The sequence below is a fragment of the Streptomyces sp. NBC_01549 genome (assembly GCF_026339955.1).
GTDB lineage: Bacteria > Actinomycetota > Actinomycetes > Streptomycetales > Streptomycetaceae > Streptomyces.
Window position 1 is genome coordinate 565,114 of the sequence record NZ_JAPEPW010000004.1, and the last position, 21,094, is coordinate 586,207.

Genomic DNA, 21,094 nt, shown 5'->3' on the forward strand with positions numbered 1-21,094 from the left:
CGCTGTGCTGACGTCGGTGGCTTCGGCACCGGCTGACGCCGCGTCGGCAGCCAAGCCGACTGCTGCCGCCGCCCTGCCCGCACCGACGGACGCCCCTACTGGAGGGCCGCATACGGTCACCCTGATCACGGGTGACAAGGTCACGGTGACGCACACCGGCGACGGGCATGTCGCCGCGACCGTCCGCGGCCCCGGCGGTGGCCCGGTGGCTGCCCATGTCATGACGGTCGGCAAGGACACGTATGCGTATCCCGACTCGGCCCTGCCGTTCCTCGCGTCGGGCGTGCTCGACGAGCACCTCTTCGACGTCACCGAGCTCCTCGCGGACGGCTATGACGACGTGCACAGCGACCACCTGCCGCTGATCGTCACGTACACCGACACCGCCGTGCGCTCGCGCAAGACGGCTGTGCCGGCCGGTGCGCACCAGACGCTCGCCCTGAGCAGCATCCGCGGTGCGGCGCTGTCCCAGAGCCATGCCCGTGCGGCCGACTTCTGGGCATCCGTCACCGGCGGCGGGTCCGTGTCCGCTCGTACCGCCGGGACCGCCCCCGCCCTGGCGGACGGGATTGCCAAGGTCTGGCTGGACGGCAAGGCCAAGGCCGCGCTGTCCGACACCACGGCGCAGATCGGCGCTCCGCAGGTATGGCAGGGCGGAGACACCGGCCAGGGCGTGGACGTGGCGGTCCTGGACACGGGCATCGACGCCGCCCACCCGGACTTCACGGGCCGGATCGCCGCCACGGCCAGCTTTGTGCCCGGTGAGGACGTCACCGACCGGCACGGCCACGGCACCCATGTCGCCTCGACCATCGCCGGCACGGGGGCCGCCTCGGACGGCAAGGAGAAGGGCGTGGCCCCCGGCGCCTCGCTGCACATCGGCAAGGTGCTCGACAACGACGGCAGCGGACAGGACTCCTGGATCCTGGCCGGGATGGAGTGGGCCGCCCGCGACCAGCACGCCAAGATCGTCAGCATGAGCCTGGGTTCCGACGCGACCGACGGCCCCGACCCGTTGAGCCAGGCGGTGGACAGCCTGAGCGCGGAGACCGGGACGCTGTTCGTCATCGCCGCCGGCAACTCCGGCCCGGCTCCGTACAGTGTGAGCACGCCCGGAACGGCGGACGCGGCGCTGACGGTCGGCGCGGTGGACAGCTCGGACCGACTTGCGTCCTTCTCCAGCCGCGGCCCGCGCACGGGCGACAACGCCCTCAAGCCCGAGCTCACCGCGCCAGGCGTCGACGTGACCGCGGCTCGCTCGCAGTACTCTCCGGAAGGAGAGGGCTCCTACCTCACCATGAGCGGCACCTCCATGGCGACGCCCCATGCCGCCGGTGCCGCCGCCCTGCTCGCCCACGCACACCCCGGCTGGAGCGGACAGCAGCTCAAGGACGCCTTGGTCAGCACCACCAAAACCACCGCGCAGTACAGCCCGTACGCGGGTGGGAGCGGCCGGCTCGACGTCGCCGCCGCAGTGAACGGCACGGTGTTCGCCACCGGGACCGCCTTCGCCTCCGTCCACTGGCCGTACACGGCGGGCCAGACGGTCCGCAAGGACGTGACCTACACCAACACCGGGTCGCAGCCGGTCACTCTGGACCTGGCTCTGAACGCCCCGGGTGTGGCGGCCGGTCTGTTCACGCTGACGACCTCTCAGGTGACCGTGCCCGCGCAGGGCACCAGCACGGTGGGGGTGGTGAGCCACCTGGACGCGGCGGCCGACGACGCCGGTTACAGTGCCGTGCTCACCGCCACCGGCCCCGACGGAGTGCTGCGGACGCACACGCCCATCGGCGTCACCAAGCAGAGCCGGCGGGTCGAACTCACCATCAAGGCCAAGGACCGGCAGGGCGGGGGGCTCTCGGGAACCCTGGTGCTGAAGGACAGTGCCCACAACACCATGCCCAAGGTCTACGACATCGACGGGACCGGCAACCTGGACCTCAGCCTGCCCGCGAGCACGTACTCCGCCTGGATGTACGCCGATGTGCCGGGCATCGAGGCTTCGCACTCGCTCGGCCGCGCGGTGCTCAGCGCACCCCAGGTCGACCTGGACACCGACCGGACGGTCGTGTTCGACGCCGCCGACCTGCGCAAGGTCAGCGCCCGCACCCCGCAGCGCACCACGAACAGCACGATGCAGGTGGACCAGTACCGGTCCTACGGCAAGCTGGTCCCCTTCACCGACAGCTACCAGCTGGAGCCCCGCTACGACAGCCTGTGGGCCACTCCTACGCCCAAGGTGACCCAGGGCTCCTACACCTTCACCACCCGCTGGCGCCAGGTGCAGCCGCCGCTGACGCTCGATTTCGCGGGAACGTCGTACGGCGACGCGCAGATCCAGAGCTACTCGCCGCCGCTACCGCAGGGAACGGCTGTCTACGGGGCGGTCTACGCCGGCGACGGCGCCGCCACGGACTTCGCCCGGCTCCACCTGCGGAACAGGATCGCGGTGGTGCGCCGCAATGACACCGTGGCCGCCACCGACCAGGCCGCCGCTGCCGCCAAGGCCGGCGCCAGGCTGCTGCTGATCGTGAACGACGGCTACGGACGGCTCGACGCCTGGGCCGACCTCCCGCCGGAGGACGCCGCCGCACTGCCGGTCGCCTCTCTCGACGCCGACCAGGGTGCGCTGCTCATACGCCGGATCCAGCGCGGCACGGCGGCACTGAGGACGGTCTCCCACCCCTACGCCCAGTACCTCTACGACCTGGTGCAGCACCATCACGGAGCTGTCCCCGCGGCGCTGACCTACCGGCCGGGCCCCGGCGAACTCGCCCGGATCGACGAGGACGTCCGCGACACCAGGCCCGGCCAGGCGCTGGACATCCGCTACGACGTGTCGGTCGACACCGGCCGGCCGATGTCCGCCGCCGTCACCCCGGTCGACGCCCAGGGGAAGTACACGGCCTGGGTCACCGCCGATCCCGGTGTGCGGTGGGTCAGCGAGGAAGCGGTTTTGGACCTCACCGAGATCGGTGCGTCGGTCTCGTACCGGCCGGGCAGCACCACCGAGGAAACATGGTTCGCGCCGGTCCAGCGCCCGCGGCTGCTCAGCGACAGCGCCCTGGTCACCGCCCCCTCCCGGGTCGGTGACATCCTCGCCGTCTACGACATGCCCGCCTGGGGCGACGCCCGCAGGCACGTGGGCACGATCGACGACGGTGACGCGGCCGCGGACGTGTCGCTGTACCAGGGCGACAAGCTGCTCAGCCAGGGCGACTCCTCCCTCTTCGCGGACGTGACCCCCGATCCGCTGCCGTACCGACTCGTGGTGGACGGCACCCAGGAGATCCCCGGCCGGCCGTACTCGCCCCGCACGCACACCGAGTGGGGGTTCACCTCCGCCTTCACCGACTACACAACGCAGCTGCCGCTGCCGCTGATCCAGCTGGATTACGGCGTGCCGACCGACCTTTCCGGCCGGGCACAGCGGCACACCGAGCTGTCCGTCACTCCGTCTCAGCCGGCCCGGGCCACCGGGGCGGGCGCCATCGACAAGGTCACCGTAGAGGTCTCCTACGACGACGCAACCACCTGGCACCCGATCGACCTGCGCCACAACGGCAGTGACTGGCATGGGCGGCTGGACGCCCCGCCCGGTGCCCGCTTCGTGACGCTGCGCACCACGGCCCGGGACTCCCGGGGCAACAGCGTCAGCCAGACGGTGGTCCGGGCCTTCGGCCTGAAGTAGCCCCGTCCGCTTCGGACCACGCTTGCAGCACGACGGTCCGCAGGGCTGGGAGTTGCGGTCGGTGGCCGGTGTCGCTCGACGGGCGGGTCGACGACGCCGCTTCGCACGCGAACAAGAGGTTCCGTCCCGGTCCGCGAAGACCGGGACGGAACCTTCACATGGCGTCAGTTGTGCGGCTGGCATCGCCGATGGCGGATTGGCCGCCGAAGCCGACGGCGAAGACGTGATTGGTACCGTCGTCCGCCGCCGAGAGCGTCACCGAGACGACCTGCTTGGCCGGTCGGACCGCGATCCTGGTGGCGAAGACGTACGGCGTCATCGAGTCCTGACCGCCGGAACTGGTATCCCGGTACGGGGCATGGTGACCGTGGTCGCGTCCTTCGACACCGACTCGCCAGGAGCGCTGCTGGAGTGGATCCGCCAGGCCGAGCAGGACGCACCGAAGCCCATGAAGGGCTTCGCCGGCTTCCTGCGCCAGGACCTCGACGCCGTCACGGCCGGACTCACCCTCCCATGGAGTTCCGGCGTGGTCGAAGGCCGTGTGAACCGGGTGAAAACACTCAAGAGAGCGATGTATGGCCGGGCTTCGTTCGAACTCCTCCGAACCCGCATCCTCACTCGGCCGTGATGCTCTGACAGTGATCGTGGTAGGCAAGGCGGATGCTTGGCCGACTTCCTCTCGATGAGCAACTCGACGGCTTGCGCTCCGTGCTCTCCGAAAACAAAATCCTGACTGACGTGATGACCAGGGCCGCAACACTGGATTTGCCCGGCTGGTATGTGACGGCGGGCTGTCTGTTCCAGACCGTGTGGAACGTGGTCACCGGCCGACCCCCGACCAACGGCATCAAGGACTACGACATCTTCTACTTCGACAGCAGCGACCTCTCATGGGAAGCAGAGGACGCTGTGATCAAAGCGGGTCGCCAGCTATTCGCCGACTTGCCGGCCGAGGTGGAGATCCGCAACGAAGCCCGCGTGCATCTTTGGTACGAGGAGAAGTTCGGAGTGCCCTGTCCGCCGCATGAGTCCACCGAAACTGCAATCGACTGCTTCGCTGCGACGACGTGCTGTCTGGGCGTCCGGCTGGGCCCCGATACAGGGTGGCGCGTCTATGCACCTCACGGGCTCTCCGACGTGTTCAACCTGGTCGTGCGGCCCAACCCGGTCCTTGCCCCACGGGAGGTCTATGAGACCAAGGCGGCACGCTGGCAGGACGAGTGGCCGGAGCTCACCATCCTGCCATGGCCAAACTGATGGCCTTCACGAAACGAAACCGCGGACAGAGCCGATTTCAAGAATCGCCATCAACGCTCGGTTCTTCGACTTCGCCCACAGTCGGGTCGTGCCGAGGGATGGAGCACAGGGCGACCCCGGCCATACTTTCCCCATCCCAAGCCGCCCGCCAGCAGGTCGGGTCGGCAGTGGCGAGGAAGCTCTCGAACGTTCACCTCTCGGTGAAGGCGGCATCTGCATACGAATCGACGACCGTCTTCCAGACCGCGCGGTAGTTGCTTGGATCGACTGAGGCTTTTCTAAGGGCTGTCCCGTAATCCTCGGTGGATCAGCGCGCGGCGTCAGATGCGGTGCATCGCAAGGCGGAGGGTCGTCCTCATACTGGGCGTATTCGGGCGATCCGACAACGCGGCGAGGTGCCGTAGCTGTCGTCGTGCGCCCGCCGGGGATTACGGGACAGCCCTTAGTGGGTGCGGGGCCGAAGGAGGTGGTGCGCGGGGGTGTGTTCGATGACGAGGATGGCGGCGTCGTCAGCGGGAGGGCCGCCGATGTGGGCGAGCAGGTCGCGGTGGATCCGGTCCAGCAGATCGTCGGGGCCTGCGGCGGGGAAGGATGCGACCCGCTCGGCGAGCGGATAGAACGCTCTGGCCGGTGAGCGGGCCTCGATGACACCGTCGGTGTAGAGCACGAGCATGTCGCCGGCCTGGAAGGTGAACGGGTCGGTGCGGCGCGCCTCGATGGGCAGTTCGCCCATGCCCAGCGGCGGCAGGGGGCGGCGGGCGTGCAGAACCGTCACCTGCTGATCGGTCACCAGCAGCGGCGGCGGGTGCCCGCAGTTGACCATGTGGGCCCCCGGGCCCTCGTCGGGGATCTCCAGGACGAGGCAGGTGATGAAGTGCTCGCCGGGATCGTGCCTGCTGTCTGCCACGTCCTCCACGTTCCGGCAGACGCTGTCGTCAAGGGCAGCCACCAGCTCAAGCAGAGAGGCATAGCGGTGAGTGCCCTCACGGAATGCACTCAGCACCAGCGAAGCCTCACCGATCGCGGCCAGGCCGTTGCCCCGCACATCGCCGATCACCACCCGGGTCGCGGCATGCCCGGCCCGGCCGACCGCAAAGAGATCACCCCCGATCTCCGTCTCGTCCTCCGCGGACAGATACAGCCACGCCACCCGCAACGGCCCGATCCGGCGCGGCGGAGGCCGCAGCAGAACCCGCTGCGTGGTCGCCGCCACCGAGCGTGCCCGGCTCAGCGCACGCTCACGCCGCTCCGTGACGTATCGCAGGAAAACTGTCAGGGCGGAGAGGACGAGCAGCGCGAGGATCTGCGCCATGCGGTTGGCCGTGGTCAGTCCGCCTTCGAGCACGGCTACGAGCACCAGGGCCGCCACCGCGAGGGCCCCGACGAGAGCGGTCAGCCGCGTCCCGGAGAGAGAGGCAGTGAGCGCAGGCGCGATGACCAGCAGAGGCCCAAGATGGACATCGGCTGGCGTGTAGAGATCCAGCACGGTGATTACCACGATCAGTATGAGCGGGATCGCCACCAGCCCGCGGTTCGATGGCTCCTCCAGGAGGCGATCCCGCGACAAACGCCCACGCCGGATATCCATGCGCCCATTTTGCCCCGATGCGGGCTCCCTCGGCATACCAGCCGCTTGACCGGGCCCCCGGAGCGGCCCGACGAGCAGCGAGTCTCTTCCGGCAGGTCAGTCCCCCTGTTCCCTTCGGGTGCGCCTTGCCGGCGTGAAAACATGGCTGCGGCGCCTGCCCGCCGACGCCGGTAGCTCGTTGGGACGTTGAGCCCGTAGGTCAGTCTGGTGCCGGGGCCGCAGAGGGGCCACGCACTGTTGCCATCGAGCACGCCGGTCAGATTTTCGCTCCCCCGCGGCCCCCTGGGCAGGCGTCGGCCCGTACGGATCGATACCAGGGAGTTGTGCATGGCGGACACCGACGACGGTGGCGTCGAGGAGATCGAGCAGGCCGAGGAGCTCGTGGCCCGTGTCGCGGCGATCGATATCGCCAAGGCGTCGGGCATGGTCTGTGTGCGGGTGCCGCACGAGGACAAGCCCGGCAAGCGCGTGCAGCGGGTCTTCAACACCGTCGCGACCAGCGGCGCGATCCTGGACCTGGCCGACCACCTGGTCTGCCAGGGCGTCACCCGGGTGGTGATGGAGGCGACGTCGACCTACTGGAAGCCGTACTTCTTTCTGCTGGAATCGCGTGGTCTGGAGTGCTGGCTGGTCAACGCCCGTGACGTCAAGAACGTCCCGGGCCGGCCCAAAACCGACCGCCTGGACGCGGTCTGGCTGGCCAAGCTCACCGAACGCGGCATGCTCCGGCCCTCGTTCGTACCCCCGAAGCCGGTCCGTGAACTGCGCGATCTGACCCGGGCCCGGGCCGTCATGACCCACGAGCGCACCCGCCACAAGCAGCGCACCGAGAAACTCCTCGAGGACGCCCAGATCAAGCTGTCCACCGTGATCGCCGACATCTTCGGCGTCTCCGGCCGGGCCATGCTGGAGGCACTGATCGCGGGCGAACGCAGCCCCAAGGCGTTGGCGGACCTGGCCCACGGCACCATCAAGGCCAGCCACAGCACCCTGGCCGAGGCCCTGACCGGCCGGTTCGAAGAACACCACGCCTTCATGTGCCGGATGCTGCTGGACACCGTCGACTACCTCACCGTGCAGATCGACAAGCTCACCGCCCGGATCACCCTGCGTCTGGCCGAGCTGTCCACCACCGAGGACGACGAAGGCCCCGGACAGGGCACCCTCATACCGATCACCGACACCGAACGCCTCGACGAGATCCCCGGCGTCGGCCCCAGCACCGCGCAGGTCATCCTCGCCGAGACCGGCCTGGACATGACGGTCTTCCCCACCGCCGGCCATCTCGTGTCCTGGGCGAAACTCTCCCCACGCACCCTCCAGTCCGGAAACAAGAACACCTCCGGCCCCACCGGCAAAGGCAACCCCTGGCTCCGCGGCGCCCTCGGCGAAGCAGCAATCTCCGCCGCCCGCACCGACACCTTCCTCGGCGCCCGCTACCGCCGCATCGTCAAACGCCGCGGCCACATGAAAGCCCTGGTCGCCGTCGCCCGCTCCATCCTGGTCGCCGTCTGGCACCTCATGAACGACCCGACCGCCCGCTACCGAGACCTCGGCCCCGACTTCCACACCCGCAACCTCGACCCGGCCCGCAAGAGCCGCGACCTCGTCCGCCAGCTCAAGGCCCTCGGCCACGACGTCACCCTCACCCCGGCAGCCGCCTGACATCCCACGACCCCACCGCCCCACACCAGCCCCCGACCGTCACCATCGAGGGGCTATCTCGCCATCCCCATCTGACCGTTGAGTTTTCCGGTCAGCGGCTCACTTCCAGACGTTCAGTGGCAGCCGCCGCGGTGAACAAGCGAACGGCCCGTCGCGCCCTCTCAGAACGAGGTGATGATCCGGATGCGGTCGGCGGTCGAGCGCATGGACACGTCAGCAGCAGGTGCAAGCGCATCGAACGCGTGGGGTACTCCGGGGTGGACGTGGAGCTCGGTCGGCACGGCCGCGGCGTTCAACCGCCGGGCGTACTCGATGTCCTCATCGCGGAAGAGGTCCAGAGTGCCGACCTCGACCTCGGCAAGCACGTCGCCGAGAAGGCCTGAACCTCTCCGACGTCCGTGTCGCCACCTGCGGTGGGGGCATCTCTCGCAGATGCTTACGGAGCAGGCGGCGGAGCAAGCGGCACCCCACACCGGCACCTGCGACTTCGCCGCCTCCGGCACCTGCGCGGTCTTTCCGGACTGCTCCTCGGCAGCCGGCACGGTCAGGTCGGCCCGGGCGTGGTCCTGCCCGGTCTCGTCCGCCGGGGCCAGCACTTCGCCGACCCGCGAGCGGGCGATGGCCCACTCCTGCCGTTCCCGCTCGGCCACGGCCAGTTCGGCCACGGCCAGTTCGGCCACGGCCAGTTCGGCCAGGGCCAGTTCGGCCTGGATACGGCCGGCCTCCTCCCGCAGCTCCTCCACGCGACTGCGAGCACCAGCTCACGCTGTAGGCGTGCTCGGAAGTGTGGTGGGTTCCTCATCGCTGATTTTGGTGGGCGGAGGAGGTACCTGCGAAAGGTGCCACTCATCGACGTCGAACGATCGCGCGGTATCTCGGTTCGACAGGGCTTCCGCACCGACGCGAAACCCGTGGGCAGCCGGGCAGATGACGCCGTAGTCTCCCCGGATGACTACCGTTTCTGTTGAAGATCTCGCACGTGCATCCGAAACCGTGGGCGACCTGATCGCCGAGGTCCGCCCCGAGCAATGGAAGGCGCCGACGCCGTGCACGGAATGGAACGTGCGCGGGGTGGTCCGCCATCTGGTCGGCATGGACCTGGTGTTCACAGCCATGCTCGAGGGTGGCCCAATGCCCGAGCGCGGAGCAGACCCCCTCGGTGACGACCCGGTCGGAGCCTACCGGGCCTCCAGCGCGTCGCTGCAGGCCGCCTTCGCCCGTCCCGGGGTACTCGAGCGGAGTTATCGCGGACCCTTGGGGAGTGCCACGGGCGCCGAGCGCTTGCAGATCCGCCTGTACGATCTGCTCGCTCACGGATGGGACCTCGCCCAGGCGACCGGAATCCCTGCCCTGCTGCCCGAAGACCTTGCCGAGCAGAGCCTGGCGTTCGTTCAGGTCCAATTCTCCGCTCAGTCCCGAACGGGACGATTCGCCGAGCCCCAACCCGTCGAGGAGACCGCTCCGGCCATCGATCGGCTTGCCGCGTTTCTCGGCCGGCCGGTTCCACCGCAGCTGTGACACCGATCGATGGCAACTGACCGCCCCCCGAGCGCCTGATTGGCAGGTTACTCATTCGTTCCAGGCGCCCCGCTCGATCTGGTCGTCCAGCAAGCTCTGGGCGATGGTCGCGTAGCGGCTCGCGGTGGTGTGGGACAGGTTGAAGACCAGGGCGAGGTGCAGCGGGTCGGCGCCGACGGTCAGAGCTCCGTGCAGTAGCCGGTCGCCGCGGATGCGTTCGAGGTAGACGCCCCGGTGCAGGAGGTGCCGCTTGAGGTATTCGGCGCTGACGGGCCCGGTCCCCAGGGCGGTCTTGGCGTTGATGAGTACGCGTCGGTTGGGGGTCTTCGGGGCGCTGTCACGTTGTTGGGCGCGTCAGTGTCTGACGGTGAGTCAGGGCGTGGACGCCGGCTGCTGCCTGTGCTGCGGTGGGACTGTCGCCTTCGTGCCGCTCGATCCTCGATGTCGGAGCTACCCCGCGTGTGCGGGGCCGACGACGCCAAGAACCGCAAGCACTGGTCCGCGACCCCTGGCAGCGGCGCTATGTGCGCCGCTTCGCTGGTTGACCTCGGCCTGCGGTGTGGACGAACCAGCCGAGCGTGGCTCCGACGGCGTACCAGAACAGGTCGGGCGTGTGGAAAGTGGAGCCCAGAACGAGGCGGGCGACGACGCTCCGCCGGGACAGCTCCGCGGGCACCCCGCTGATCTGGAGGAACTCGACCGACCAGCTGATCCCCAGCGCGATGCCGGCAGCCGTCACGGGCTTCGCCCGGGGCGCGGCCAGGACGACAAGGGCGTAGACGAGGGTGGTGTAGAGCGTGTCCCCGGCGTACTTGGCGATGCCTCCTTCCATCCCGGCCCTGGCCCCAAGCCCCACGGCAACTGTCAGCACGGCCGCCCCGGCCGCCATGAGGCGGGTGCGCACCGGGCCGCCGTCGGTCACCAGTGGATCTGTCATGCGGACACCCTCTCATCCGGCCGCGTCGGGGCTCAGCCGCTCTCGTCGTGCTCGCGCGAGCGCCGGCTCTTGGGCCGGAGATGGATACGGTGGCAGAGAGCCAGGCAGGCCGTGGCCACCATCAGCCCGAGCACGAGAGCCGACGCGCCCCTTGCCCGTACCGCTTCAGAATGGCTGCGCAGCCTGTGACCTGGGACGACGCTCCGCGGGCCGATCGGGCACCATCGGACCTTGTGGTCGTACGAATGCTCTACTGGATCGCCACGCGGATCTTCGCGTGTCTGGTCCTGCTCTCCCGATCCTCCGCGGCGAAGGAGGTCGAGATACTGATCGTGCGGCACGAAGTCGCCAACCCGCCCCTCCCGGGACGCCCGCCGATACCCGAAGAGCTGCGCGACCTGATCGTCCGGCTCGGCACCGAGAATCCACGATGGGGCTTCCGGCGCATCCACGGCGAACTCCGCCGCCTCGGGCACAAGGTCAGCCCGGCCACCGTCCCCCGCACCCCGTGCACCGCCGGCCTCGGCCCAGCCCCGCGCCGGCATCCCGCGCGCGGCGAACGGGCCGCCTTCCTCAAGGCCCAGACCCACGGCCTGCTCGCCACCGATCTCTTCCACGTCGACACCGTCAGCCTGCAGCGGCTGTACGCGCTGTTCGTCATGGAGGTCCGCACCCGCACCATCCACATCCCGGGGGTCACCGCACACCCCACCGCAGCCTGGGCCACCCAGCACGCCCGCCACCTGCTCTGGCAACTCGGCGAAAGCACGGGTGAGTTCACGCACTTGGTCCGCGACCGGGACGCGAAGTTCACGGCCGCGTTCGATACCGTCTTCGCCAGCGAGGGCATCAACGTCACCCAAAAATCCCTCCGCGCCCTCCCCACTGCAATCCCCACGCCCAGCGGTTCGTACGCTCAGCACGCGAGGAGTGCACCGACCGGCTCCTGATCTTCGACCGCAGCCACGCCGAGAAGATCCTCAACGACTACGCACGCCACTTCAACCGGCATTGGCCGCATTAAGGCCGGGGCCAACTCGCGCCGCTGGACGATGCCAACGTCATCCCACTGCCACCAGCCCGGACCGAACGCCGGCAAGCCGTCGTCGGACTGATCAATGAGTACCACCGAGCCAGCTGATCGTCCGGCAAAGCCACAGCTCACAGGCGGTGAAGCCAATCTGAAGCGTTATGGGGTGCTGTTCGCGGTACTTGGCGAGTCTGCGGCCGAAACAGCCAGTTTCCCAGGGGACACCGCAGCTCATGCGATTGTTGACAGCGGGGTCGTGTCCGCCGCGTGGTGCAGCCCGTGGGCTTCTCTGCGGGGAATCCGGTACAGCACACACGGGCGAAGCGGCCCCTGGGGCACGCTCGGATCCTCGAAGTCGTCGGCCGGGTCCCGGGTCATGCCGATCCGGCGCATCACTGCCTGGGAACGAAGGTTGTGGACGGTCGTCGACGCCACCACTTCCGGCAACCCGAGGGCCTCGAAGGCGAAAGCCAGGCAGGCCAGGGCGGCCTCGGTGGCGTAACCGTGACCCCACGCCGAACGCATCAACCGCCAACCGATATCCACTCCCGCGAACGGCATATCCTTACCCACCTCGTCCAAGCCGGCGCGGCCGATGAACTCACCGGTCTCCCGTGCTTCGAGCGCCCACCACCCAAAACCTCGCTCGTCGAACTCGGCCTGCATGAGTGCCACCGCGGCATCGCTCTGCTCCCGCGTCAGCAGTTCCCCCAGGTGTTCTCGGACTTCGGGATCGGCGTTCATAGCCGCCCACGGTTCGAGGTCGGACTCCCGCCACCGGCGGAGCAGAAGACGATCGGTTCGCAGCTCTGGCATGCCACCCAGCCAACCCGAACAGGATCAGGGTGTCGATCGGTTATGTCGAACCCTATGGTGCTCGTCCATTCCGGAGCCGCTGCGCAGATCCTCACGGCTTACACCACCCGGCGGGACACCATCCCGTCACGACCCGAAGTAACCCACACCGTTAAAGATCTCTAGCGGGAGGCAGCTGAGTTCAGACGTCTCCAGCAGATCAGTGCGCAGCCCAGGGTGAGGAAGGCTTTGTGGGTGCCGTCGCGTATCTCCCAGCGGATCCGCAGACGGCGGAACCAGCGCAGCTGGGCGAACGCGCGTTTCATGACTCAGTGTTGGGTGCCCAGACCAGAGCCGTGCTCCGTGTTGGGGCGGGCGATCAGCGGCTTGTCAAGCACATATGAGAGCGGCACTCCTCCAGCCCGTCGGCGAGCCGGATGAGGCGGAACTGGTGGCCTACCTGGACGCCGGCCACGTCCTCATCGACGTCATGGAAGTGTTCGATGAACGCGCCGGACAGCGAGACGTGGTGCGTTTCCACGTAGTGCGGGGCCGGACACGACGTCATCACCGGAAGCGCCCACCGGCACTCTCTGGGATGCTCTTCGCTGGTCACCGACGGCACCTGGCTGTGGCGCCAGGACTTACCACCGTTGATCATCGGCGGGTGAAGGCAAACGAACACCGAGATCGCCAGGCCCAACCCGCGGGGAGCAGCGATCCTTGAGTTCACCAAGATCGTCTGCGTTCGCCCCGCTCGCCCGTGCCTCAGGCTGCGCACGGACGTCGCGACCAGGTCCACTGGTCCGTGGGCGACATCGACCGTGCCAGGTTCCTGTTCGACCACGACACGCCGCCCATCTGGTCGGCGTCCGGCCGGGTCGAGGTCAGCAAGGCCGACAACTGCGAGTGGCTGCTGCGGATACTGCCACTGTCCGCGGCCCGCCCGGTGGAGAGCACCACGACCGGGACCGGCGCGGAAGTCCTCGTCCAAACGGGGGTGCCGGGCGCGCTCACGCTGCGGCGCGCGCGGGATGCGGAGCGCCACTCCAGGGTGGATCTCAGCATCGAGTCACGCGAATACAAGGCGACCTTGTTCGCCGATTCCGACAGCCCGTCCGAGGGCGGTGGCATCATCGGAATCGGCCCCGGGCCTACGCTGCTCCAGACCACGGGTGACGGGGGCTGGGAACTGCACGTCACCCCACTCGACGAACTGCGCACCTTCGACCAGGAGATCAGCGGCACGGCCGGGGAGGTGCTCCGCTACACGGGGCCGCCCGCCACCGCACGGGTCATCAGCCGGTCGTGGCACAAGTGGTCCGGCATGGTCTCGGTCCGCACTCTGACCCCCGAGCTCTTCTGGCAGAAATGGGTCCTCGCCATGGGCGGCCTGTCGGGCCGACTCCGACGCGAGAGGCTGAAACTGCTTCCCGGAATGCTGGTGGTGATCGACGCGCCCCGTGACGGGCACGGCTGGCGGATCCGGGTCGGGACCGGCGGCCGGCGCGGATCCGGCAAAGGTGACGACGACATCAGGGACCTCTGACCGCTGACGACTGCGTGTGATCGCTGCCGGCCGCCCTGGGAGACGGCTGTCGACCTGCCGCGGCGGGCTCGGGCGGTGTCACTCGCGATAGCGGGGCGCAGGCGGGTAGAAATCCCCGTACCTGCCCAACCACCGTTCGTGCAGGGCGCGGAGCTTGCCCGAGGCGCGCAGGCGAGCGAGCACGCCGTTGACGAAGCGGACGAGCTCCGGCGTCTTCTTCGCGACGGCGATTCCGTGCGGCTCGTAGGTGAACCGCGGGCCGGTGATGCGGGTGGTGGGGTCCTGGGCGCTCAGTCCGGCGAGGACGTTGTCGGTGGTCGACACGGCGGCCACGGCGCCCTGTTGCAGCAGTACGAGGCAGTCGGTCCAGTCGGCGACGGTCACCGGCCGCACGTTCGGGCGGGCGCGGCGCAACTCGTCCAGTGAGGTGGTGCCCTGGGCCGTGCACACCTTCTGCCCGGCGAGATCAGCCAGGTTCTTCACCGTGGAGGTGTCGGGGACGAGGACGCGCTGGCCGGAATCGAGGTAGTCGCTGCTGAACAGCACCCGCTCCATGCGCTCGCAGGTGATCGTCATGGAGTGGGCGACCAGGTCGACCTCGCCGCGTTCCAGTATCTCGATGCGCCGCGAGGACGGCACGGTCTTGAACTGCACCCGGTCCGGCCGCCCGAACAAGGCGCGGGAGATCTCCCGCACCAGGTCGATGTCGAGCCCGTTCAGCTGTCCGGTGACGGAGTCGCGATAGCCGAAGAGATAGGTGTTCTGGTCCACTCCCACGATCAGCCGACCGCGTGCGACGATCCGCTCCATCGCCGTACCGCTCGGCATCCGGCCGCCCGGTTCCGGCATGCGGTCCGGGGGCTTCAGTGACCGCAGCCGATCGCAATCCTCGCCGGTCCCGGCTCGTGTGCCCGCGGACGCACTGTCGGCAGGCGCGTGCTGCCCGGCGGGTGAACGACGGTGCGGGGCGGACGAGTCTGTGCAGGACACCGTCAGCGTCATCGCGGCCAGCGACGCCACGACCGCGGGAAGGAGCCGGTGGCGGAACGGGGCCCGGCCAGGCACCCCTTGCCCGCGTGCACCCCCGCACCGGCGAGCAGCGGGCGGTGGCGGACACCTGGTCCCCGCGGCATCCGACGACATCCCCGAGGGTCCTCCGGCCGACGCTCCGGAGTCCTGCTCGGTGTCCGCCGCCGATGCCCCGCCGGGCAGCTGTCCCTCTTCTCCACTTCCCCGAAGTTCCTTCACACTGCCCCGCAGCCCTCGGAACCCATCCGAAGACGCCGTCCGGCGCCCTGGTCCCGCACGTACTCGTCGGCGGTGACGCGTTCACGTCGACTCGCGGTTCCCTCCGTCGCGCAGAACACCAGGTATGTGCGGCCAACTGGCTGTCCTCTGGCTCCGGTTGAGGAGTCAGGTCAAGGAAGTCAGGCGGTGTGGGTGTCGATCGGCACGCTAGCTCTGACCATGGGGCAGAGCGGACAGGCCGGAGCCGCCGGCGACGCCGCGTACTTCAACATGCGGGACATCACCGGCCACAACTTCGTCATCGAGATCACCAGGCCAGAAGTCATCAAGGAAGCCGGTGGCATCGTCAGGAGCGGGGAACCCAAGGTCGTCATCGGCCGCATCATCAAGCGCGCGGCCAGCTACAACCCCCAGTGGGACTTCCACTACAACCCGGACACCATCAGCTTCGCCGACGCGGCCATCGAGGTCTGCGACGCCACCATTCCCTACGTCGAGGACCACCTGGACGAAGTCGGCGGCCCCTTCCTCCCCGGCCTCTACTGGTGCCCCTGGACCGGCCGCCTCACCGCAGAAGTCACGCCTCGTTAACCCCGTTCCATGCCCCCAGCTGCGAACGGTAGTGCTGTCGGGGGGGGCTTGATCTGACGCTCAACCGCCGGTCGGCTGGCTCCCTTGTCCGGGTGCCCACGCCGCAGCGGCGCCTGGCCGCTGTGCAGCGTGGCCCGGGAGGCTAGGGTCTGTCCGGCGGACATGCCGCAGACGCGGGGCTTGGCACGCCCTCCCCCAGAGGGGGTACCCCCAGCGGCGTTGTCGTCACTCGCCGACTCCCCCACTCTCGACTTCGCTCGAGCGGGGGGACCCTCATCGCGTCGACGCCCTCCTCCGCCTTGCAGCTGCACGCACCAAGCCCCGCTCACCAGCGTCGATAAGGCACCGTCGCTTCCCTCCGGCCTGATCCGCCGGACAGGCCCTAGCGGGCGAGGGTGACGTGGATGGGCTGGTCGGGGCAGTGGGCCAGGCCCTCGGCGAGGGTGGCTTGTTCGGTGGGGGCGACGGTGAGGTGGTAGCGGGTTTTGTCGGCGACCCAGTCGGTGAGGTACTGGCACCAGTATCCGGCATAGGGGGCATCCAGTCCCTGGGGTCCGTGTCGGCTTTGGACCGGTTGGAAGCGCGCGGGTTCGCGATTCCTGGACCTGAACAGAGCGGTACCCGCGCGTGGTGGGGAGCCCAGCGTCGGCATGGGGCCGAGTTCGTTCGACTCTGCTGCGCATTTCGCTGGGGCGTGCGGGGTCACCGTGTCGGGGCCGGCAGCTGCGAGGTGACGTGGGGGCGTCAGGTTTTCCGGTGCTCGCTCAGAACAGTGCTGGGCCCTCGCCGCTGGTGTCCACGATGATGGGCCGGAACTGGGCAGGGAGGTCGTCCAAGCGGTCAGGACCGGCCGCGGCGGCCAGGGCAGGGGCCGTCTCGGCCAGCCAGATGCGAAACCGCTCGGCGGCTTCGCGGTAGGGGACTCGCGCCAGGACACGGTGCTCGCCGGAGGGGCAGAAGTCGACGGCGACCGTGAACAGGCAGGAACGGGGCGCCTGGTGACTGCCCGTCCAGGACACGCGCAGGACACCGCAGGGCTTGCGCCCGCGGGGAGCGCGGTGGGTCGGGCGCAGTGATCGGCAGGCTGTGTGGGCGGTCCATGCGGCGAGGTGCGGCAGGGGCAGGGTGGTGCGTGCGCGGCAGCCGGGGCAGCGGTGCCAGTGGCGGAGCCAGTCGTCGGTGTCGGTGTGGAAGAGGCGTGTGTAGCGGTTCGCCACGCGGATGTCGTTGCTGTACAGGTGGTCGGGGCGTTCCAGTGTGTTGCAGGACTGGCAGAGGGGGGCGCGGACGTAGCCGTGTTCGTGGCAGTGGTCGAGGACTGTGGCGGGCGCAGTGCGGCAGACAGCGCACGCCCACCCAGCCACCCTGCGGGAGGTACCGGGCTTCCTGCTGAGCACCGAGTACAGCTGGCCTTGCAGCTCTGCGTTGTACGGGCGCAGTGAGGTGGTGGGGCCGTCGGGGCTCGTCGGCTGCCGACCGTCGGCGTCTCGGGCCTGCCGGGGGTAGGAGGGCGGCTCGGTGACGGCTGCGCCTGCCTGGCGGGTCCGTGCGGCTTGCACCCACTGCGTTTCGGTGTGCTCGGCCGCATCCAGCAGCCTGACCACAGCGCGCGGCAGCCACCACGTCCGCTGCGTCCCGTCGCGGGTCTGCTCCACGAGTATCTGTCGCCAGTCGATCCCCGCCAGATGGTACGGCCGGCCGACTTCGCGTCGTGCTGCCCGCGCGGGGCCGCCCGGCTCCTGCAGTTCCCGCGTGATGCGCCGGCGCCAACGCAACGGCGTCTCCTCGTCGTACTCCTGCCTCGGCGCCCCACGAAACGGACCGATGCGGAGGAGGTCCTGCCGGTCCATTCCCACCGCGTTCAGTTCCGCGGCCGCCCGGCGCACCTGAGCCTCCGGAACACTCCACTGACCGCCGCTCGCCCTCACCGTCGCCACCACATGGCTGCCGAGCAGGACGTACCCCACCCGGGCATGGGCAGGAGAGCAGGTGAATGCCCCAGAAGCCGTCGGCACAGCACTGTCGGCCGTCAAATCGACCCACAGAGCGTCCGCGGCACCCAGGGTGATCAGGCCGTCCGTGCGACCGGGCATGACACGCTCTGACATACCGACAGGCTAACGGCCCGCAACGCGGCAACGGGTCTCCAAGCTCCTCGGTCAGCAGGGCCGCCGTCCGCAACTCCTTATTCCTGAGCATCCGGTTCGTCAGCATGGTGGAGCCGGAAGTGTTGCTCGAAGTCATGACACCCAGTCTTCGGGTCCCAGTTGCAGGGCACTTGCACCCGGCTTGCCCCGCCCGGCCCGTGCGAAGCCGAGCACGATGCCCACGTCGGGATGCGGCACCAACTCCTGTGGTCAGGGCGTTCAGGTCCCGCACGATCCGCTGGACCGGCACCCCCCGGTGCGGGGACGAGGCACCCGAAGCGGCCCGATCAGCCCCACGAAGTCGCCGGTGAGCAGTTCCGCCGAGGAGACCTTCATCGCGGCCTCGGCGAAGTGGAGATGCGTCAGCTTCGTCGGTCTCGCGCCACCGCCGCGCGGGCCGCACCCACCAGTGCGGCGTCCCCCGCGGGGCCGGCAGGCTTCATCGCACGAGTACGCCCTGCGCCGGCCGACAAGGCGTGACCCGGACCAGGTAGCGCGTCTCCTACGGAGCACTCCGGGGCTCCGGGAGGTAGTGAATCCGCGTCAGCATGTGGGTCGTCCGGCGTCCAGCCTCCGGTCACGAGACCGGTGGACAGAGCGGGGGCGACGAGGTCCCAGGAGCGGGCTATGGAGCCTCCGACGACCAGGGCGGTCGCGCCGAAGTCCACCAGGCGCGGGCCCAGCACGACGCCGAGTCCGGTGAAGACGTCGTCCAGCACCCGCTGGGCCCGTTCCTCCCCCGCTCTGGCCCGTCCGGCAATGTCGTGTACATCGGCGGTGGGGTCGCCGTAGCGGGCGAGGATCGCCCGGCGTGAGACGGAGTCCTCCAGCGGCCGGCCACCGATCTCGGTGAGGTCCATCCGCCCCTCGGGTGGTACGCCGGGACCGTTGTCGCAGATGCGGCCGTCGGCGAGAAACGCCGAGCCGACACCGGTGCCGAGCGTGATGCCCAGGGCGCGGCGGTGCCCGCGGACGGTACCCGCGGACCACTCGCCGGTCAGGAAGGCGTGGGCGTCGTTGAGGAACACGACGTCGCCGGGACGCTGTCGCAGTCCGTCGAGGAGTGCTGCTCGCACGTCCATCCCGTACAGGGCGTCGAGCTTGCCCACGCCCTTGAAGAGGGCAATCCCCCTCGCGTAGTCGAACGGCCCGGGCACCGCCACACCCCACCGCGCACCTGGAGGTACTGACAGCCCGTCGGCGCAGTGTCGTAGGCAGCCGAGGATGTCGTCGGCGCCGCCGTCCGCGTCGAGCGGCTTGCGCGTACGGCTGGTGACACGTCCGTCGCGCAGGTCGACGAGCGCCGCGGTGACATGGGTGCCGCCGATCTCCAGGACGGGAATCAACGGACCAACGCCTTCACGACACGCACCGGGCCGCCACCGGCCGCTCGCAGGGTGTAGCGGCCGACCGCGGCCGGCACGGTGAGCGTCTCCGCGTAGGCGAGTTCGTGCCGGTCTCCGGCCGCCGTGTGCACCGTGACGCCTTCCCCTTCCACCACGTTCAGGATGTGGAACCGTCCCTGCGTGTCGTCGGCCGCCTCGGCCTCGGCGTCGAGCACGAACCTCCTGACCTCATAGAACATCTCGTCCAGCGCGCCGATGACCTCCTCCCGCCAACCGGTGCCCTCGCGCAGGGTGCGCGGCTCTTGAACCAGGTCGCGGGCGACGGCCGCACCGCGTCGTCCGGTCTCGAGGTTGGCGAACCCGTGCTCGTAGGGCAGGGGGCGCGGGTTGCCGTCGGCACCGGGCCGCAGCCAGTCGTAGAACCGCAGGCTGTACAGATAGGGGGGTGGCGCTGATCTCCAGCACGAGGTTGCCCGCACCGCTGGCGTGCGGGGTGCCCGCCGGGATCATGAACAGCTGGCCCTGCTCGGCGGGGAAGGCCAGGACGTGGTCCTCGGGGTCCATGGGCACTGCGTCGGTGACGGCCCGCTCCACCTCCTTGCGGAAGACATCGACGTCGGCATCCTCGCGCAGGCCGAGGAACACCTTGGTGTCGGTGCTGCCGAGGGTCAGGTAGTACGTCTCGTGCTGGGTGTAGTCCCAGCCGAAACGTTCCCGCATGTACGACTCCTTCGGGTGGCAGTGCACGGAGAGGCTGCCGCCGCCGACGGTGTCCAGGTAGTCGAAGCGGATCGGGAAGGACGTGCCGAAGCGGGCGTGCACCTGTGCCCCCAGCACGCTGTCCGGTTCCAGCACGCACATGAGTTGGAACGGCACTTCGGCCTGGGCCTGCGGTCCGGTGCCGATGAGGATTCCGGCCTCGGGCGCGATCAGTTCGTAGCCGAGCGCGGTGTTGCGGGCGTCGGGGTTGAAGCCGAGTTCGCGCTGTGCCCAATGGCCTCCCCAGGGAGTGGAGTTGAAGTACGGGCGGGTGCGGACGGGCTGGCGGGCCAGGGCGGCGTACGTGGCGCGCAGGCCTGCTCCGTCGATCCACGCCGGGTGGTCGGGGCGCTGCATGTCGATCCAGGCGTCGAGGCGGCGTACGAGCGAGTCGCGGTGCTGGTCGATCATCGGCCAGTCGATGTAGAACAGCCGTCTGAAGTCGGGCTTCTCGCCCGGCAGACCGAGGTTGGCGCCCGGCTCACCCGCGCCTACGGCGGCCTCCGCGTATCGCTTGGGCACATCGGCGTACCAGAGCAGGTCGTGATCCACGAGGGCGGCGCCGGGCCCGTAGACGAGGAGCAGCCCTTCCTTCGGCGGTGCGGCTACCGGGAGGATCTCGAAGAGGTCGACGAGGGGATTGTCGGCGAGCCCGCGGAAGTAGGGGTCGTCGGCGTCTGCCGGCCGTTCGGTGCGGCTCCTGACGAGCGCCGGCCGTGCGTAGTGGCTCCGTATGTCGAGCAGGGTGACGGGGGTACCGCGCCCGGTCAGCTCATGTGCGAGGCGATCACCGAGGAGGGACCAGTCGACGGAAGGGGGCCCGTCGATGGCCACCACCGTGGGGCCGTCGGGGAGTTGGGAGGCCACTGCCTGCCATCCCGTGTGGAGGACGGCCTGCGGGGCGGGGGCGTAGCGCGGATCGAGCCGGTACACACGGTCTCCTTTGCGGACAGGGGGTGGGTGAAGAGGG

General features: G+C 69.3%; 19 protein-coding genes and 2 pseudogenes. 8 read left to right on the forward strand and 13 right to left on the reverse strand.

Going from position 1 to position 21,094, the window contains the following annotated elements:
- Positions 1-16: 16 nt before the first annotated feature.
- Positions 17-3,694 carry a S8 family serine peptidase gene (locus OG819_RS53320; RefSeq protein WP_266657114.1) on the forward strand — a complete coding sequence of 1,226 codons (3,678 nt, stop codon included), beginning with the start codon at positions 17-19 and terminating at the stop codon, positions 3,692-3,694.
- Between the two features lie 154 nt (positions 3,695-3,848).
- Here the strand turns inward: OG819_RS53320 and OG819_RS53325 are convergent, their stop codons facing one another.
- Entirely contained in the window at positions 3,849-4,013 is a 165-nt protein-coding gene (locus OG819_RS53325) for a hypothetical protein (RefSeq protein WP_266635976.1), read from the reverse strand.
- A gap of 39 nt (positions 4,014-4,052) precedes the next feature.
- Between OG819_RS53325 and OG819_RS53330 the strand changes: the two genes are divergently transcribed.
- A complete protein-coding gene (locus OG819_RS53330) occupies positions 4,053-4,322 on the forward strand; it encodes a transposase (RefSeq protein ID WP_266635974.1) in 270 nt (89 codons plus the stop codon).
- A gap of 32 nt (positions 4,323-4,354) precedes the next feature.
- Positions 4,355-4,951, forward strand: coding sequence for a nucleotidyltransferase family protein (locus OG819_RS53335; RefSeq protein ID WP_266657116.1), 597 nt, complete (start codon positions 4,355-4,357; stop codon positions 4,949-4,951).
- A gap of 52 nt (positions 4,952-5,003) precedes the next feature.
- On the opposite strand, the pseudogene OG819_RS53340 reads toward OG819_RS53335, so the two are convergent.
- A pseudogene (locus OG819_RS53340) lies at positions 5,004-5,222 on the reverse strand (GNAT family N-acetyltransferase); the annotation flags it as partial.
- 171 nt (positions 5,223-5,393) lie between these two features.
- Positions 5,394-6,473, reverse strand: coding sequence for a PP2C family protein-serine/threonine phosphatase (locus OG819_RS53345; RefSeq protein ID WP_266657118.1), 1,080 nt, complete (start codon positions 6,471-6,473; stop codon positions 5,394-5,396).
- A gap of 393 nt (positions 6,474-6,866) precedes the next feature.
- Here OG819_RS53345 and OG819_RS53350 point away from each other — a divergent pair, with 393 nt between their 5' ends.
- The gene (locus OG819_RS53350) at positions 6,867-8,204 is read left to right on the forward strand and encodes an IS110 family transposase (protein WP_266647905.1); all 1,338 of its coding nucleotides are present in this window, start codon (positions 6,867-6,869) and stop codon (positions 8,202-8,204) included.
- 161 nt (positions 8,205-8,365) lie between these two features.
- On the opposite strand, the gene OG819_RS53355 is transcribed toward OG819_RS53350, so the two are convergent.
- Complete coding sequence (locus OG819_RS53355; protein WP_266657120.1) at positions 8,366-8,947, reverse strand: alpha/beta hydrolase fold domain-containing protein; 582 nt, start codon at positions 8,945-8,947, stop codon at positions 8,366-8,368.
- Between the two features lie 205 nt (positions 8,948-9,152).
- Here OG819_RS53355 and OG819_RS53360 point away from each other — a divergent pair, with 205 nt between their 5' ends.
- On the forward strand, positions 9,153-9,722 hold the full coding sequence (locus tag OG819_RS53360; protein ID WP_266635970.1) for a TIGR03086 family metal-binding protein: 570 nt from the start codon (positions 9,153-9,155) through the stop codon (positions 9,720-9,722).
- A 520-nt stretch (positions 9,723-10,242) separates the two neighbouring features.
- Here the strand turns inward: OG819_RS53360 and OG819_RS53365 are convergent.
- On the reverse strand, positions 10,243-10,659 hold the full coding sequence (locus OG819_RS53365; protein ID WP_266657122.1) for a DUF2809 domain-containing protein: 417 nt from the start codon (positions 10,657-10,659) through the stop codon (positions 10,243-10,245).
- Between the two features lie 865 nt (positions 10,660-11,524).
- Between OG819_RS53365 and OG819_RS53370 the strand changes: the two genes are divergently transcribed.
- Positions 11,525-11,683: an integrase core domain-containing protein gene (locus OG819_RS53370; protein ID WP_266657455.1), complete on the forward strand. Its 159-nt coding sequence runs from the start codon at positions 11,525-11,527 to the stop codon at positions 11,681-11,683.
- Positions 11,684-11,920: 237 nt separating this feature from the next.
- Here OG819_RS53370 and OG819_RS53375 read toward each other — a convergent pair whose 3' ends face one another.
- The 3 genes from OG819_RS53375 to OG819_RS53385 all read right to left on the reverse strand — a co-directional run bounded on the left by OG819_RS53375 (position 11,921) and on the right by OG819_RS53385 (position 13,187).
- Positions 11,921-12,505, reverse strand: coding sequence for a GNAT family N-acetyltransferase (locus tag OG819_RS53375; RefSeq protein WP_266657124.1), 585 nt, complete (start codon positions 12,503-12,505; stop codon positions 11,921-11,923).
- Positions 12,506-12,666: 161 nt separating this feature from the next.
- Entirely contained in the window at positions 12,667-12,810 is a 144-nt protein-coding gene (locus OG819_RS53380; RefSeq protein ID WP_266657126.1) for a hypothetical protein, read from the reverse strand.
- Positions 12,811-12,863: 53 nt separating this feature from the next.
- On the reverse strand, positions 12,864-13,187 hold the full coding sequence (locus OG819_RS53385) for a hypothetical protein (RefSeq protein ID WP_266657128.1): 324 nt from the start codon (positions 13,185-13,187) through the stop codon (positions 12,864-12,866).
- Positions 13,188-13,292: 105 nt separating this feature from the next.
- On the opposite strand from OG819_RS53385, the gene OG819_RS53390 reads away from it, so the two are divergent.
- On the forward strand, positions 13,293-14,033 hold the full coding sequence (locus tag OG819_RS53390; RefSeq protein ID WP_266657130.1) for a hypothetical protein: 741 nt from the start codon (positions 13,293-13,295) through the stop codon (positions 14,031-14,033).
- A 78-nt stretch (positions 14,034-14,111) separates the two neighbouring features.
- On the opposite strand, the gene OG819_RS53395 is transcribed toward OG819_RS53390, so the two are convergent.
- Entirely contained in the window at positions 14,112-14,882 is a 771-nt protein-coding gene (locus tag OG819_RS53395; protein ID WP_266657132.1) for a glutamate ABC transporter substrate-binding protein, read from the reverse strand.
- 618 nt (positions 14,883-15,500) lie between these two features.
- Between OG819_RS53395 and OG819_RS53400 the strand changes: the two genes are divergently transcribed.
- A complete protein-coding gene (locus tag OG819_RS53400; RefSeq protein ID WP_266657134.1) occupies positions 15,501-15,872 on the forward strand; it encodes a calmodulin-binding protein in 372 nt (123 codons plus the stop codon).
- 382 nt (positions 15,873-16,254) lie between these two features.
- Here OG819_RS53400 and OG819_RS53405 read toward each other — a convergent pair whose 3' ends face one another.
- From OG819_RS53405 to OG819_RS53420, 4 genes and pseudogenes are all read right to left on the reverse strand, one after another.
- A complete protein-coding gene (locus OG819_RS53405) occupies positions 16,255-16,524 on the reverse strand; it encodes a hypothetical protein (protein ID WP_266657136.1) in 270 nt (89 codons plus the stop codon).
- 112 nt (positions 16,525-16,636) lie between these two features.
- Positions 16,637-17,980 carry an endonuclease domain-containing protein gene (locus OG819_RS53410; protein ID WP_266657138.1) on the reverse strand — a complete coding sequence of 448 codons (1,344 nt, stop codon included), beginning with the start codon at positions 17,978-17,980 and terminating at the stop codon, positions 16,637-16,639.
- A gap of 401 nt (positions 17,981-18,381) precedes the next feature.
- Positions 18,382-19,365, reverse strand: coding sequence for an ROK family protein (locus OG819_RS53415; RefSeq protein ID WP_266657140.1), 984 nt, complete (start codon positions 19,363-19,365; stop codon positions 18,382-18,384).
- A pseudogene (locus tag OG819_RS53420) lies at positions 19,362-21,057 on the reverse strand (class I mannose-6-phosphate isomerase). Before OG819_RS53420 ends, OG819_RS53415 begins: the two are co-directional and overlap by 4 nt.
- Between the last annotated feature and the right edge of the window lie 37 nt (positions 21,058-21,094).